Genomic DNA, 17,192 nt, shown 5'->3' with positions numbered 1-17,192 from the left:
AGCGCGTCTGACGGCTCCTCGAGGGACCAGCCATCCGTGGAGTCCAGCGGTCCGAACATCGACGCTGCGCGTCAACCGGACCAGGAGGTATTCGACGAGAACCGCTCCGCACTAAACCTTCCCCCAACTCAAAGCCCTGGCCTGACAGGCGGCCAGCAGACAGTGGCCGGTGTGCCGTCCGTGGGCGAGCAAATCGACTCCTCCGTTGCTTGGTCGAATTCCGGGGTGGATGGCGGAAACAGCGCTGACGGCGGCACCAAAACTTATGCGCATCGCGGGGATTCGCAGCCGCGGAGCGAGGTGATGCTGGAGGCGCCCAGGGACGCGCAGGGCCTTACGCCGTCGGCTGACGATCCAGAAACTTTCGCAGGCCACGCCGGGGCGGTGGATCCGTTGATGGAACGGGCCATGCAGATCCTTCATGAGGACAGATCACCGGTTCCTCAGATCCTTGCCAGCCATCCTCAGACCCTGGCCGCAATCCTTCAGCAGTTCCGGGCCGCACTGCAGTTCTCGGGCGGGCGGGAATCTGAACATGCGATATGGCTCGAGGCTGACCGGGTTTTCATTGAGGCCGCTGGCGGTCCACAAGGTTGGGCCCGAATGGATGATGCGGACCGGATTGGTCTGTTGATCGATGAAATGGCTTTGCAGGCTGTGGCCTTGGATCAAGTTGAGCGAATTCACGCGAGCTGGCGGGTCCCCCCGCGTGAGGACTCGGCCCTGAGGCCGCAGGCCCTGGCCATGATTGGACAGCTGACCGCCGAGCGACTGCGGCCCCTACGGGCAAGCATCTGGAATCACAATGTCTTTCAGGAAGCCGGGTACGGTCGTTTTGAAGACAACCTTTTTCACCTTTACCGGGATGGGCGTTCCAAGCCCGAGTTGCGGGCCGCTGCTCAGCGGGTACAGGACTTCAACAGTCAGGCGCAGGCCGTGCTGGAGAGGGTGCCTGCCTGGATACAGGAGCAACACCGGCTACGCAGCACTATGCGCGAAGCGGCCCGTAGCTGGAACGAACTGGTGGGCGCGAACGAGTTCGACCGCAACTACGCGATTGATGAGGAGGTCATGGGCGAGCTGTTCGAGGGCTTTCAGCGCGACCTGACCTTCATCGACCATTACCTGCTCACTCATCGCGAACAAGACCTTAACGTCATCCTGCGCCACGATCGCTTGCTGGTCAGCATCCAGGACCACGCCATCGACCGAACGCCCCGCAGTGTGGCGCTGTCTGGGATGGCACTCCAACGCCGGTACTTGCCCACGTCCACCGAAGACTTCCCCACCGGAGCCGAGACCACCCGCCGCCAACTTCTTGCCCTTTTCGAGCACCTGAACTCCCTGCAACAGAACACGCCACCTCCACCGCAGCTGCCGACCACCAGTCGATCAGGCCATTTCGATCGCGCACACACCGAGACGCCGCAGGGTTCTGCGCTGGGTGTGCGACGAACAGATCAGCCCTCCGATGTGGGCGCACCCAACTCGTCGGACCGTCTCCGCCCCATGAAGCCGGCCGTTGACCGTACCCCCCTGACCCATAGTCAGGAGCTGAGAGACCAGTTCCTAGCCGACCCCGAGCAGCGGATCCGGGAAGATCAGAAGTATCTGTCCACCCGATGGCAGGATCTGGGATACTCCCCGCAGGCACGTGAGCGTGCCCTGGATGAGTTCGCAGGCCTGGCCCTGACGCGAGTCGCTGCGGTGAAGGCATCGCTAGAAGCGGAGCACGTCAGCACCGCAGAGGCGGCGTGGAGTGTGGCCTATGGCTACGAAACCCTGCTGTCGGTGGATGCCCGCGCTCGTGTCGACTTCCACGGCGAGGTAGAGCGGTTTTACGAGCGGACTCTAGAGCAGGTCCTGCCCCGATTGAGTACGCAATGGCAGCAGGTCCAGGTTGCGGGCGCTGTCCAGCAGGCTCATTGGGCCATGGGTGACATCGTCCATGATGCGTGGCGCCGGACGGGGGCGCTGCATCACCTGCCCTCCCGGGTGGAGGAGTTCCGAAGGCTTCTGCAACACGACCAGACCGAGCAGGTCGCCAGCCGGATACGGGATCATCTGACGGCAAGCGCCGAAGTGCCAACGGTGTTCGAAGTCACGAACTTGTACGAGAAGGGGCTGATCTCTTACCACCGGGCGACGCTGGCTGCGACGCACGTACCCCTCAGCGGTGTCCAGAACGATCCCATGATTCGGGGACTCATCGTTCGACGAGCTCCAGCGCAGGCCGGGCCCGGCCTCATCGATGATGAGGTCACGATCACCGGTACGCCTGCACCGCGTCAATTCCACATCGAGCAACCTGCGCGCGACGGCGAGATCACGGCTCACGAGGTCGCCGGCGTCATTGCTTCTCTACCAGAGGAACTGCGACCTTCCAGCGCAGACCTGGTCCTGCCCGACGGGCTATCCTGGACGGTTGTGGACCTGCAAGGCCTGGTTGACTTGCGCCCTGCAGAGGATGCCGACGCACACCTCGGCCCGTTCCATTATGAACGGCTGCCGTCGGAAGACCCGGACGGGGAACCGATCAGCCGATTCACGGTGCGTGTGGCTCTTGATGCTAGGTACTTCACAGAAGACGACCGGCGCAGCGTGGAGGACGAGATCCGCCGCCGGATCACGGCGGGGACCCAAGACCTGACCCGGCCGCTGTTCGGTGACCGGCTTGAGATCATCCTGGAACTGGCCCCTGCAGCAGTGGTTGAGGGCCATGAAGTTGAGGGCAATGAACAGGCCCGTCCTGACGCGGCGCCAGGCGACCGCGTCTGGTCCCTGAGCACAGAGCCGAGGGCAGCCGCAGACGAGGTCCTTCGTCGCCTCGGCCTGGCGGCACCCGCAGATGTCAGCTCGCACGTCCTGTTCTCTGAAGATGAGCCACAGACGGTCGACGTTCAAAGTAGCGATGAAGCATTCACCGACGTGCGGACGGTCGCGGACGAGCATGAGCGGGCTCTGGAGCAGCTCACCGGGCACATTAGAACTGAACTGAAGCTCCGGCAGACCACCGGGCTCGGTCTTCCACCATGGGCAGCACTGCCGTCCGCCACCCAGGTCGAGCACCTGCACATGGAAGTCTTCCGTGAAGGACAAGTCCCGCAGTATCGAACCGACCATGGCATAAGCGCCCACCTGGCGGATCTCTACATTGAATGGCTGCAAGATTTTACCGAGCAGCACGAGCTGGCACGCCGTGTGATCTTGAAGACGTTGCAGCTGCCGGCGGGCAGCGACCGCCTGAATGAGGCCGTCAGGGCGGGGCAGACGCGAGCCCGCCAGCTGTCCTACGCGAAAACAAATGTGTGGTCCAGCGTGCACGTCTCGCTGGATGTCCCGGGCCTGGCTCGTGAGCGGGCCCTGCTGATCGTGGTAGCTGGACAACTGGCGTACGAGTTCTCCACCGGGGACGGTACACAGGAGCGGCTGTGGAGCAGCGACGCTCAGATGGAACGCATGATGGCCCTCCTGGGGTTGCGTGAGAGAATGGCCGGCGGCGGGACACCGTTGGCGCGGGCGGGCGATGCGTCCTCGTCGGTCTCGGAACCTAGCCAACCACCGGCGGACTCCAGGTCCGCTGTCCTTGGTCAGGACTTGTCCCTTGGTCAGGACTTGTCGGTGACCGGGACACAGAACCCGCCGGCGCCCCTGGTGCGTCCGGTACGCATGCCTGAAGTCGCATTTTCCCAGTTCCCCTCCCGCGACCACTTAGTTCGGCTGCAGAAGGACATCCTGGCAGCGGTCTACACCGCCTTGCGTAGTGGCAGCCTCACCGACGTGCTGCCGTCGATGGGGCGTGATCTGCAGGACAAGCAAGGCCAAGGCTCGCAGCCGACCGCGACGGGCGTTGCGGCGGTGAAGATGTCTCCCCGAACCACCCGAAACTTAAAAGCGCTGGCAGTTTTGACCACTCCAGAGAACCTGTTGCGGCTGTGGGATGCGAGCAGCGTGCTGGTCAGTGAACCGCTGCATCAGCCCCGGCTGAGCCGAAACCTCACCAGGCAATGGATCTCGGTTGAGGTGAGGAGGATGCCCGAAGAAGGGGTCCTGATCTCGCCGGACGAGGTGGGCGCCGAAGTGGTGATCCTCCGCGAGGCAGAGACCAGTTTGGTGCGCGGACCTCTCGCGAAGGAGGTCGCGCGGGTTTCGGTACCCTCCGATCCGGGCAGTGTCGAACCCCGTTTCGATGTGAGCGGCCGCTCCTCGGCTCAGTTGGGTGAGGCGCTGCTGGAAGCCGCCCGATTCATCACGGTAAGCGAGCCGCAGGAACCGGCCCGGCGCCTACGTGGTGAGCCGCCCCGTCACCGCCCGGACCTGGTGAGCCCCGGCGCCGCAGTGCCTGCCAACCTCAACTGGGACAGCCGCGGCCGCGGCCCCGCAAGAAGCCAGCAGGAGCTGCATGCACTACTGATGGACATGGACGTGGTCCGCGAGCGATTGCGGGACATACCGGTCAAGGAACGGCGAGAGCTCAACGAACGGGCCCGAGCCGCCATCAACGAGCACGGTCACCTGACCGGTGCCCGGGTGCGCGGCTGGAGTGAGTACCTTAAGAAGCACCCCTCAGAGGTCACCGACCGGGTTGTCGACATCCTCCACCTGACCCGTGACCAGTCCTGGCGCCTCCTTCCCGCCAACTCCTTCGCCACCTTCTTCGTCGAGGAGCACCTTCTGGGGCGCCTGTCCCCTTGGTCCGGGCCGTCAGGGGGCGACAGTCAGGCTCGGGTACAGCCGCGACCCGACCGGTCTGCCGCGCTGTCCCGGGTCGTCGAGGAAGTGGATGAGGACGATGAGTCGGTCGCCAGCCCGGCCACCACGACCGAAAGCACGGAGAGCAGGCTCCAGCCAGCGATGGATCTGATCGGCCACCTACCGGCCGACAGTAGCCTCGCGGCGGAAGATCTGCACACCGCTGTCGGCTACTTCCAGGCATTCCGGTCACCCCGACCCGATCCGGCCGCGGACGACATCGCCATGCAGGAATTCACCGCCAACTTGGCTTGGGATGTGGAACCGGGCAGGTCGCTGATCACCGACGCCGCTCGTGAGCAACTCGACCGGTACGGGCTCCTGCCGGTACGTTCCCCGGTGCCCGGCCCGCTTACCACCGCCGTCGTAGCCGGCCTCTACCAATCCATGCCCGGCCTGCTCACCGACCAGGCCGCCCCGGCCACCTGGTCGGTTCGCCTGGCCGGAATGATTCTGCAAGACGGCACGGACGGCAGGAACTGGTCACTGCTAGGCATTCACGACGCCTCCCCACCGACCTCGGCGCAGGTCGTCGAATGGATCGACGCGGACTTTCCAACAGACGCCGTACCCCAGGCTGTCCTGCAGGGACTGGGACTGGCCGAGGAGGCAGACAACGGCACCCAGGCGCTGCTCAAGCTGACCGCAATGCTGCTTCAGCACCCGATCGTGGTGATCACAGCCAATGGCGAACCTCACCATTTCCCCGCCGACAACGCCAGGGCGCGCATCGTCTTGGTCCAGGACGAGCGCGGTGACCTGCTTGCTACGGTGCCGCAGGCGGACGTGCCGGCGCTGCTGCCCTACGCCCGCTTCGGGGCATTGCGGGCAGGTGCGATGTCGAGCACCGGTGGAATGGCCTCGGACGCAGCATCATTCGGCATACTCCACCACTTCCTGACTGCTGTTGGGGGTGGGACACCGCCCGCCGGGCTGCAGGCCGCTCTCCCTGAGACCATGGCTGACCAATGGGGACGGACGCTTCGGACACCACATTCGCTGGAGCCGGCGACCGCTCAGACCGCAGTCACGGGAACCGATCTACTCGCCATCTTGCGGGAGACCCGCAACCACGCCGAGGCGCTGGCCGATGCGGCCGGAGCGCCCGAGCAATTGGTGCCGGTCAAGCCGCGTTCAGGCGACCCCAATCAGCTCACCCCCTTCCAGAAAGCGGTGCTGGCCGAGACCGGCCGCGCTGCGGTCTGGACCAAGCCCGGCGGGGACAGTCTCTTCGAATCGTTCGTCCTGGCCGGCAGACACGGACTGGCGCCGTTGTCCGGGGTCTCGCAGTGGCCTGCGAGCGCGGTCCGGGTCGGGGTGGCTGCACTGATCCAGGCTGACCTGATGGCGACCGGAGGCCGGTCGATGCCACTGCTGGGTATCGACGAGGCGGCGTACATGCTGGAGAAGGACGCCCTGCTGGCCTCGCTGGCCCAGTTGGCCGTCCCGGGTTCTGTGGCGCCTCCCATGGCCGCAGAGAGCCTGGTTCGAGTCGTGCAGGAGGTGTTCGGTGTCGAGGTCGCCCTCGTCACTCAGGCTGACGTGGTTCTGATGAGTGACCCGGACTCTAGTTCGGGGCGTGCAGTGCTGTGGCTCGTCGCCGGGGTGGACGGGCATGTCATGCCCGCTGTGTCCGTGGAAATGGGCCACAAAGCCATTCACCGTTCAATCCCGGACGGTATCGATCCGGCCGGCCTGGCGGGCCCGCCGCTCGAGAAGCCAGACCTGATGCTGCCGCCGGCCGACTCGATCGTGCACCGTAACGGCGTTCCCCGTCAGGGGGTGCCGTATCTGAAGGAGGCCGTGCAGGAGATCGTGGCTGCGGCGCAGGCCCGAGGGGCCAACCTACCGGGCCGAGCCGGGCCGCAGCCGTTGCCTCCCACGGTTCTGAAGAAGAACGGCCAGCCCGGGCCGCTGGCGGGTTCTGCGATCCGGGAGCGTTACAAGACGACGGATGCGCGCGACGCCCGCGAGCTGATGGAGGAGCACCTGGAGCAGCAGCTCCTGGACAACCTGCGGGAGTTGCTGAGCGACGGCGACCTGATGGAGGTGGGTGGTGTCGAGGTCCTGGTGAAGTTCGCGCCCAGCGACCCGGCGTTCGTAGATAACCCGCTGGGGTCGCTGAATTCGCCGGTACCGGTGCCTGCGAATCGGGCCAACGATGATGGGCAGAAACCCACGTCCGCAGAGTTCCGAGCCGCTCAGGTCACCCAGGGTGGATTCGTCCTCGGTGGGAACTCGAACACGGCCTCTGGAGGCATGGTCCGCACGGCTCTGCGCGCCGGCGTCGGATTCGGGGTCGGGATTGCACCCGGGGTGCTGCAGGTTCTGCGCTTGGGGGCCTCCCTGTCCTTGACGATGAACCAGCTGGATCGGGCCACGTCCGCGTTTAACGACGTCGAGTCGGCCCGGGTGGCCGACAACCGGGCCGAGTCGGAACTGCTCAGCTACCAGCCGAACCTGACCATCCAGGCCCGTCGCGCCGACAGCGACCAGCCGTGGGATCAAGTTCCGGTGGCCTGGTCGAGCGCTGCGGCACACCCCCAGGGCCAGGACCCGATGCTCTTGTGGATACCTGCCCACTACCTGGCCGATCCGGGCGCGCAGGTCCGCGCGGTGGCGCCCGCGGGAGCTGTCACGGTGGACGGCGCCCCGAGAAGGCAGATCGAGGAGCATCTCGAACGGCTGCCTGAGACCTTCTTCGCAGCCGGGCTCACCGGCATGACAGAGGTGAACGACAAGATTCGTCAGCAGTTGCGGATCGCCAAGATCAAGCTCTCCGCCCACGGCCGTCAGGAGCTGTGGCGGGAGCTGACCAAGCTCAAGTACAGCCTGGGACAGGCAGTGAACCAGCCTGCCGGGCACATGTTCGCGGTTCACAGCACCCGGGGCGCGCAACCGCTATTCACCACCACGATCCGAACCCAGCGGCTGCAGGGCGCAGTGCGGATCGGCGCCACCAAGGACAAGGAACTGCTCGAACGCGTGCAGACCCTGATCCGAGGCCTAGCCGACCGGCAGAACAACCGGCATGAGACCGCCGTACAGTTCTCGGCCGAGTTCGGCCTGTACCCGGCGCCCAAGGTCAGCGTTGGGGTGGGCCTGTTCCTGGCCTGGGCGTGGAACAACACCGACACCACGTCCGGTGCGACTAACGGCCTGCACGTCAACGTCCACAAAAGCATTCTGGGATCAGCTGGGTACCAGCTGTTCCTGCGGCACTACGTCAGCCTGTCTCTGAGTAGCCAGCCCGACGCCGATCCGGTCGAGCTCGACCCCACCAGCAGTGACGCGATGGTGCGCATTCCCCAGGTGGAGGCATTCCGGCACGGCCTGCCTATCGACCGGGACGCGCTACGGGTCCCGCCCCCGGCCGGAACGGACACGATCGAGTTCAGCGAGGACGCTCTCGACGACAAGAGCATCCCCGCCAGCGAACTGAAGAACGTACGGATCGACGAGCCGCTGAGCGACGGGTACGGCTTCCACACCGCCCTGATCGAGCACGGCGAGCAGGTCGTCGACCGGCTCCGGGAAGAAGGGCTGAAGGAACTGGCTGCCGCCGGTCTGGTGCCCAACGACTGGCAGAGATTGCTGAAGAAATGGACGACGCATGAGGGCCGGGACGGGCATCGCCGGCTCGGCGGCGCCGACATGCAGTTCGACGCGGCCAGCAGGGTCGCGAATCTGCGCGTCTTCCTCAATAACCTGTCCCGAGCCGGTCTGGACGGCGGCTATGACGAGACGCACCAGAACGCCTATGACGAAAAAAATTCCGACAAGGTCGGGCTCTCGTTCGTCCTGCGGGGAGAGCCCGCTCTCGGCAGTGTCCGCCACGCGCGGGTCACCCTGTCGGGGCGCTCCGATCGGGCGCGCCTGAAGGAGATTGACGGGCGGGGCAATTCGGTCACGCTGAAGCGACGTACTCCGGCCTTCAAGGTCGCCTACCTAGACATCCCGATCGGGGTGGCCAGTTACGGCATTGCGGGGGGCAAGAAGTTCACGTTTGGGATCAGGGCGAGCGTGGGCAAGAGCATCCTCCAGATGATGAGTGCGCAGGCGCAGTACGAGCGGATCATCGGCGCCGGCATGTCCGACACCTTTGTCGGCAATGTGCCTATTCTCGTAGAGTCGGGGCAGTTCCTGGATGAGCACCGTATTGCGGAGGCCTATCAGCTGCACATCACCTATGGGGCGTTGCCCGGGCGGGCCGAGGCCCACGCCGTGCACCGCGGCATGGATCCGCAAACGCGTACCTGGTCGAGCGACGAGATACAGGCCCCGGTCACTGCCTATCTGATACCGCCCTTTGCCAGTGCCGATGCACCGCCGGTGGCAACAGGCCAGAGGATGGATGTGCGGTCGCTCAGGTCGGGCGTGCTCTTCTACGCCGACACGCACGGAATTCTCAAGGAGATGCGGCGACTGCAGCCGCGTTTCACCCACCCGGACGCATCGAACCCGCAAGTGGTGGACAATTTCGGCAGCCACGCCATGCTCAAGTCCTGGTGGAACTCTATCGTCGAGGGCGACTATCAGACCGGGCAGCTGTTCGAGGCTGGCTTCTGGAGCAACAAGCACGGCGGCCTGTGGCTGGGCGCCACGCTGGGCCTGCCGGTGGTGCTCGGACGTTCCAGCGACCCCATGGTGCTCGGTAAGGTCCGGGCGAACTTGCGGGAGGTCGCGACCTCCCGCTCCCGAGGACACGGCTGGAGCCTGGCCTTCGGGACCAGGCTCGGCGAATCGGTTACGGGCACGGACGGGCTGAGCGGATTCAACACGGAGGTCGGGCTCAATCTGCGTTACGGCCGGAGCGCGAACCGGTCCAACCGCAACACCGGCGGCGTCGAGCTGCTGCAACTGGACTTCCACCACGTCTACGCCGTGGCAATGCCCATCACTTACGACCTGAGCGCTTTCCAGGAGAAACACAACAAACTGGTGCCCACCCACCCGCAGGTCTCCCGCTCGGAGGTCAGAGGGTCGCGCTGGGCCATCGTTCTGTGGCCGGAGCCGGCGGCGATCAAGAACTACGGCAAGGGCTGGGGCCCGATGACCGAGCCGCTCCTGATGGACGCCCTGCGCCGTTGGCAGGCGCACGGTCTCGGGCCCGGAGAAGAACCCCTTGCCTTGAGCAATGCGGTGGTCGCATCGGTCTTGGACCAGATGGACGTTGACTTCCCCCAGGCCGTCACCGACGAGAACTGGTCACAACGCCAAGCCTTCCGCCGCACCTGGCAGAGCGGGGAACGTGACGCCCTGACGATGCGACTGCACGAACTGGGCAGGACCGCGGATCAACTGGCCCGGCTGCCGTACCTGGAAGGGGTCGACGGCCGTCAGGCTCTCGGTAACCACGGGGTGCTCTCCCTGAGCATGCACGAAGAGGCCACAGCCGAGCGTCCGAACGTGGGCCCGGAAGAGGTGTCGGTGCTGAAAGCGGCCCACGAAGCGATTGAGGAAGCATCGCCCGGGCTACTGACAGCTATTGGTCAGGAGTGGGAACTGTGGGGGGCGCCGCCGGAGAGCAGGCTGGCGAAGCTGTGGACGCGCCTTGCCGGTGAACAGCGGATGACTGGCCGCCTGACCTCAGCCACCGATTTTTTGCGTGCCCTGCTCGCAGGCGAGCGGGAAATGGGCTGGGTGGACGACATGATGGATCCCAATGGCATGACGTTCGCGTTCGCCAACACCCGGGCCGGGCTTGCAGCGAACATCGTGGAGATTTCCCTCAAGCTGTCCCTGGTGTCCAAACCCATCGTCACGGACTACGTTCCCAAGAGCGGCCATGAGATCTTCGACCACAGTTACAAGGCGTCCAGCGAAGGCAACGGCCGTGATCTGACCGGCGGCCTCGGCGCCGGCAAGCTCGGCCTCACCGGGGCGGGCGAGACCTCCAAGGTCTCGGGAGGGCCACAGATCGACTTTGGCCCCGGTGTGCACAGTTCGAACACTACGTCCCGGCAGGAGACCGAGGAACGCACCCAGTCCACGTTCACGGCCCGCTATGACCACACGGTCTCGTTCACGCTGGACCTTGTGGTCACCCCGCGGAAAGTGCTTCATCGTCCGGTCAACAACGCCGCCATGTCTGCGGTGGAGACCCTCAACGGTCGCGGAAGGAACGGAAAACCGGTTCACCGCAGATACTCCGGGAACATGGAGTTCTACATCCCGGCGTCTCACGTCGAGGCTGAGCTCTTGAACCAGCCGTTCGACCCCTACGACCTGACGCCCGTGCCCTCATCCGATGGGCTGACCTTCGATGCCGTGTTCCTCAAGGATGCCCTGGAGACGGCCTACGAGCTGCTCGGCGAAGCACTCGGAGAGAACCTAAATGACAATGATTTTCGGGGTGCACCGGGTCTGCCCGGACTCCTGACTCCGTCCTCGGTGCGCTCCTCCCTACCCAAAATCCAGACGCCCGGCGGATGGAAAATGACCCACGAGATGCTGGAGCCTGGGCGCAGCAGCCACCGCTACGACCTGTACCTCTCCGGTGAGATCACCGAACTGGAGCCACTGCTGGGGATGAATGATCTGGGCAGCGGCAACTACGTCAAGCATCAGAGCGGTACGACCGTAACCGCATCAAAAGACTATTTGCGCCCCACCGTCACGGGCTCAGGAGCAGGCGCCCCCCAGTTCGTCGGTCCCGAGACCGCCACAGAAGGCGGCTCCGACCAGCCCAGCGGAACGACCAACCCGACCGGCGAGACCAACCCGTCCGACCTCGACGCGCCGTGGCGCAGTGACACCAGCAACCTCTCGACTGCGGCAGATCGCAAGGCTCCCCAAGGAGACGGCCGTGCGCAGGCCGGCAACAAACGGATCGAGTCGCACTCGAAGGCGGGCACCCTCTATGACCAGCACATGTCAGGGGCTCGCTTCCGAGGACGATTCCGTGTGGTACCTCGCACAGCGCACCTCACCTACGAAAGCATCGCGCCAGCGCAGGCCCGCTCCAGCGACGTCATCCTGGGACAACTATGGGCCACCGGGGCAGCCGCGAACGTCGACCTCCTGGTGCAGCAGATGCAGCGGAACCGCCGCACGGCGAGCTATCAGATCAGCGGGCCGGACCCGCTGCAGCAGTGGGACGGGCCGACCACGCTCACGCCACGCTATCCGCTGGATCGTCTGCTGGCCGATGCCTCTAGGTCTCAGCACGACTGGCGGTCCGTGGTCGACGAGGTTTCGTCCTTTATCCGCAAGCACTCCCGGTACGACAGCCTCGTACTAGAGACCTCGAACGAGCAGCGAACCCTGATGCGCTACCTGGCCGCCTCCACGTGGGCGGTGCAGCAGCTGCGCCTCCGCGATCCCGGCCAGGCCGAGGCCCTGCGCCAGCAGGTGAACCGCGACCGAGACACCCTCCTGCTGACCATGTCCCAGCCGGAAGGGCCGTCCGCCGCAGACGTGGAGACGCTCCGGCAGCGCATCGAGTCCATGGTGAGCGCCGTCGATGAGGCGCGACCCGCAGACACGGGCGAACGCCGGCCGTTCGAATTGTACAGCGAGAACTGGGACATGATTCAGGCAGCCCGCCGGATCGCGGTCAACCTTGGTCGGTACGTAGAACTGCAGGATCGTAGGGGACCAGGAAGCCTCGAGCGTTTCCGCATGGACGAACGAGGACGCGTGTTCCGCGTCAACCACGAGGGGACCGTGCCCTCGGCACACGACGCCGTCCGGGCCCTGGCCAGCGACCTGGGCGCGGACAATCCCACCGGCGCAGCTCACATCCTCGAAGGCGCGACTCGGATCCCTACGGAACGTCTGGAGGAGCTCTACCGCAGCTCGTGGCTGCGCCAACAACCCTTCGACGTAGCACTCACGGAAGAAATCAAACATTCCCAAGCCACGCCGCTGGCCGACTTTCCGACCCGAGACGACGACCCCAGCCATGACAGCCCGGATCGCGACGACCAGACAGCACAGACCGCAGACGAGACCAAACCAGCCCTGAAAGCGCCGCAAGTCCCACCGCGGTCACATCGCCGAACCGTCGATGCTGCGCCGTCACCGGTCTCCAAGCCCGGGCAGATCCTCAGCCTAAACACTTCCAACATGGAGGGTGAAGTGTTCGGTGTTGCGGGTTCCACGCTGGGCATAGCGGGTTTCGCTGCTAATGGGTTGACGGTCATGCGTCCTGACGGTGCGCAGAACCATATGCAGGGCCCTAGTGCGCCACGTGGGACTGCCGTTTTGAGCTGGTATACCGGTGCTGCCTCACCGCCGTTCGCTGGCCTAGGAGATGAGGCCTGGGGGCAAGCCCTCTGGGACACAGGCCGGGCCTGGAATACATGGGCTGCTGAAAATGTTCATTTTGCGCGGCAGGTCCGGGGCAATGCCGAAGCAGTGATAAAGACGGCGTACTCGCAGTTGGTCGCTGAGCGGGTGGCTAAGGGGAAGCCTGTTCCAGGCCGGCCTGAGATGTGGTGGCCTGCAATGATCGCTGCAGTCGCGTTTCATCTGCGTGGGGGGTCTTCTGCTGCGCGGGTGGAGTCGTTCGCGCAGGCGTTGGTGGCTGATGCTGTGGATGCGCCGGTGCGTCTGCGTGGTGGTGGCCGAGGCGATAAGCGCCCGGCAGTGGATAGTGGTGGGCCGCCCAGGCGTCCGGTGCCGGCGAGCACCGCGTCTGGCGCGTCGGTGGCGTCTGCTGCGTCTGTAGAGGTTGTGGCGGTGTCGGAGAGTCCGGCTGGGGGGCAGGACGCGGTTGTGGTGGCGCCGTCATCTGAGGACGTCCTGACCGGCAGTGTTCCGCTCCATGCCCGGAAAATCAGCGTTTTGGGCGTCGCGCTGTGGATGGGGCCGGCTTGGGCTGCGGGTGGGCAGGGGTCGGGGCAGGTGTGGGTGTCTTTCGCGGCGACGCCTGTGGCTGGTAGTCATGGTCTGTATCGGGTGAAGCTGGAGCATCCGGCTGGGCTGAGCGATGAACGTGAGATCCGTCCCTCCCCGAAGACCGTCCGAAAATTTTTCTCTCGCAAGGAACGCGAGGAGGAGAACAGGATGGCGGCTACCGCGGTAGCGGTGGCCAAGGCGAGTAATCCTCCGGTCCTGCCGATCTACTCCCGGTCCTACACCGTGGACCGCGATGGACTGGTCAAGATCCTCGGGCAGCGCTTGATGCTGAAGGCAGATTGGCGAAACCGTGTGGTTGACGCGCACGTGTATCCGGCGGGTCCGGGGCAGGGGCATCCGGTTGAGTTCGCGATGGCTGTGGAGGACGGCGTGGAGTCGGAGGCGCGGTTCATTCGCTTTACGCAGGAAAACATGCTGAATACCCTGGAGCAGGATATTGATGGCGATGGTGACATCGGCGCAGTAACGGCTCTGATTTCCGACCTGGCCGACCTGGGAGACCCCATCTATGACAACCAGTTGAAGGTCAGTCCCTTAGGTAGAGTTCAAGTTCTTGGGGTGATGGTGTTCGCGGGGCGAGGCTTGGCGGGTGAAACAGTCCATGTTCAGGTTCAGCAGCCTAGTCCCGGCAGTCTTGAGTATCCGGTTCGGTTCCTTCATCCCACGAGGGCTGTTTCGGATGGCGTGATAAGGCCTAGCGGGGCATCGTTGATTTTGGCAGCCCGCCGTCTGATTCGGGAGGCGGAGCGCAGGAGGGCGGTTGCGGTGTGGAATTCCCTGCCGTCGAACAGTTCTCCTGTATGGTCCTCGCGGAAAAAAAGAGATTATGAAATAATCGTGTTTGGCCAGTCCGTGCGTGTGCCCGTTGGCTGGCGCAAAAAGACGGTTGATGTGGAGGTTTATCTGCCGGATGTCGGCGCTGATGAGCATTTGGTCGTTTTGCGGCCCCTTGACGTGGTGGGGGCCGAGCCTGAACCACGCCTGATTCGGCTCACTGCCCAGGGGCAGGAGGCACTGAGAGCCGAGCTGGCGCGAGGGGAGGAGAACCGCCTGGCGGCGGAGGAAGTTGCCGCGGCGAGGCAGCAGGGCCGGGACCCCATCTACACTACCTTGGTAAAGTCAAAGAAGGCCGGGAATGTAAACGTGGCCGGTCAGAAGTTTCTTGTGGGCGCGGCGAATGCCCAGTTCGATGTGAGAGTTTTCGAGTTTGCGGGTCGGGCCGGTGTGTATGCGCTCCAGTTTGATCAGGTGGGCGGAGGATGGTCTGAGGCTCGTTTGTTGAGGGCCTCTGCGAATACCCTGGAAAGCTCCATGGTCAGGAAAGATCTTGTGCGGCCCGCACGGGTTGTTTCTGTTGGTGGTGGGGTGCCGGATTTCGAGCGTTTTTCGGTGGTGGGTTTGGCGGTTGAGGTTGGTGGGGGGATGACGGCGTCGTTGTGGGGTGTGCGGGTGCAGGCGGCGCGGGGTGAGTTAGAGCGTGAGCGTGGGCTTGGGGAAGTGTGGGCTGGTCGGGTCGCGGGGCTGAGTGCGGATGCTGCTCGGGCTTTGGTGTTGCCTCCTCCGGATGGTCTGGGGCTTTCTGCGGTGTTGCCGGATGGTTTGGAGTTGAAGGAGGAGGCTCAGGCGGTTCTTACGGCGTCTTATCTGGCGGAGATGCAGCGGGTGGGTGGGGGTGAGGTGGAGCGGTCTGTGGTGGATCAGTTGCATTTCCTGCTTGCTCGGGCGCTTGGTCAGGTGCTGGGGCAGGATGCCTCGGGTGGGGTGTTGGGCTGGTATGTGGGTGATCGTGGGGGGCGGTTCGCCGGGGTGGGCGATGAGGCGTGGGGGCGGGTTCTTGGCGATGCGGGCCGGGTCTGGGATGCGTGGGCGGCGGTGGATGGTGTTGCTGCGCAGCGGGTTTGGGCTGAGGCTGAGGCTGTGTTGGAGGGGGCGTTCGCGTGGCTGGTCGCTGAGCGGGGGGCTGCGGGGCAGTTCGGGGCGAAGAAGCCGCTGTGGTGGCCTCATTCGGTTGCTGGGGTTGTGGTTCATTTGCGTGGGGGGTCTTCTGCTGAGCGGGTGGAGTCGTTCGCGCGGTTGTTGGTGGCTGATGCCATGGATGCGCCGGTGCGTCTGCGTGGTGGTGGCCGAGGCGATAAGCGCCCGGCAGTGGATAGTGGTGGGCCGTCCAGGCGTCCGGTGCCGGCGAGCACCGCGCCTGCCGCGTCGGTGGCGTCTGCAGAGGTTGTGGCGGCGTCGGCAAGTCCGGCGGGGGAGCAGGACACGGTTGTGGTGGCGCCGGCATCCGAGGACGTCCTGACCGGGACCGTTCCGGTCCCGGTTACAGGACAAATGACTGTCTTGGGCGTCAAGTTGCAGGTGAGGCGAGAGTGGACTGCGGGTGGGCAGGGGTCGGGGCAGGTGTGGGTGTCTTTCGCGGCGACGCCTGTGGCTGGTAGCGATGGTCTGTATCGGGTGAAGCTGGAGCATCCAGCTGGGCTGAGCAATGAACGTGAGATCCGTCCCTCCCCGAAGGCCGTCCGAAAAGCTGTCCTTCGCAAAGAACGTGAGAAGGAGAACAGGATGGCGGCTACCGCGGTAGCGGTGGCCAAGGCGAGTAATCCTCCGGTCCTGCCGATCTACTCCCGATCCTCCACCGTCAACGAGGCAGGATCAGTCAAGCTCCTCGGGCAGTTCTTCATGCTGAAGGCAGATTGGCGAAAGCGTGTAGTTGCGGCGTATGTATATCCGGGGGCTCCGGGGCAGGGAAATCCCGTTGAATTTGTGAGCGATGGCGTGGAGTCAGAGGCGCGGTTCATTCGCTTTACGCAGGAACACATGCTGACAGCCTTGGGTCAGCAGATACGTGACGATGGTGACATTAGCGCAGTGGCGGCCCTGATTGCCGGCCTGGTTGACCCGGGAAACCTCATTTACGACAGCGATCTGAAGGTCGGTCCCTTAGGTAAAGTTGAAGTTCTCGGGGTGACGGTGTTCGTGGGTCAAGGCTTGGTGGGTGAAATAGTCAAGGCCGAGGTTCGGCAACCTAGTCCTGGCAGTCTTGAGTATCCGGTTAGGCTCCGTCATTCCACGGGGGCTGGTGTGGATGGCGTGATGCGGCCACGCGGGGGATCGTTGATTACTGTGGCCCGCCGTCTGATCCGGGAGGCGGAGCGCAGGAGGGCGGTTGCGGTGTGGAATTCCCTGCCGTCGAACAGTTCTCCTGTATGGTCCTCGCGAAAAAACGCGTATAATGAATTAGTCGTGTTTGGCCAATCCCTCCATGTGCCCGTTGACTGGTCCAAGAAGACGGTTGATGTGGAGGTTTATCTGCCGGATGTCGGCGCTGATGAGCATTTGGTCGTCTTGCGGCCCCTTGACGTGGTGGGGGCCGAGCCTGAACCACGCCTGATTCGGCTCACTGCCCAGGGGCAGGAGGCACTGAGAGCCGAGCTGGCGCGAGGGGAGGAGCACCGCCTGGCGGCGGAGGAAGTTGCCGCGGCGAGGCAGCAGGGCCGGGACCCCATCTACACTACCTTGGTAAAGTCAAAGAAGGCCGGGAATGTAAACGTGGCCGGTCAGAAGTTTCTTGTGGGCGC

The 17,192-nt window shown here is 64.6% G+C and carries 1 pseudogene; it reads left to right on the top strand.

The window, feature by feature from the left end:
- Positions 1-180: 180 nt before the first annotated feature.
- A pseudogene (locus QSK18_RS35440) lies at positions 181-17,192 on the top strand (hypothetical protein); the annotation flags it as partial.

Source organism: Kineosporia sp. NBRC 101677, assembly GCF_030269265.1.
Lineage (GTDB): Bacteria > Actinomycetota > Actinomycetes > Actinomycetales > Kineosporiaceae > Kineosporia > Kineosporia rhizophila.
This window is presented reverse-complemented; position numbering and strand designations above follow the sequence as displayed.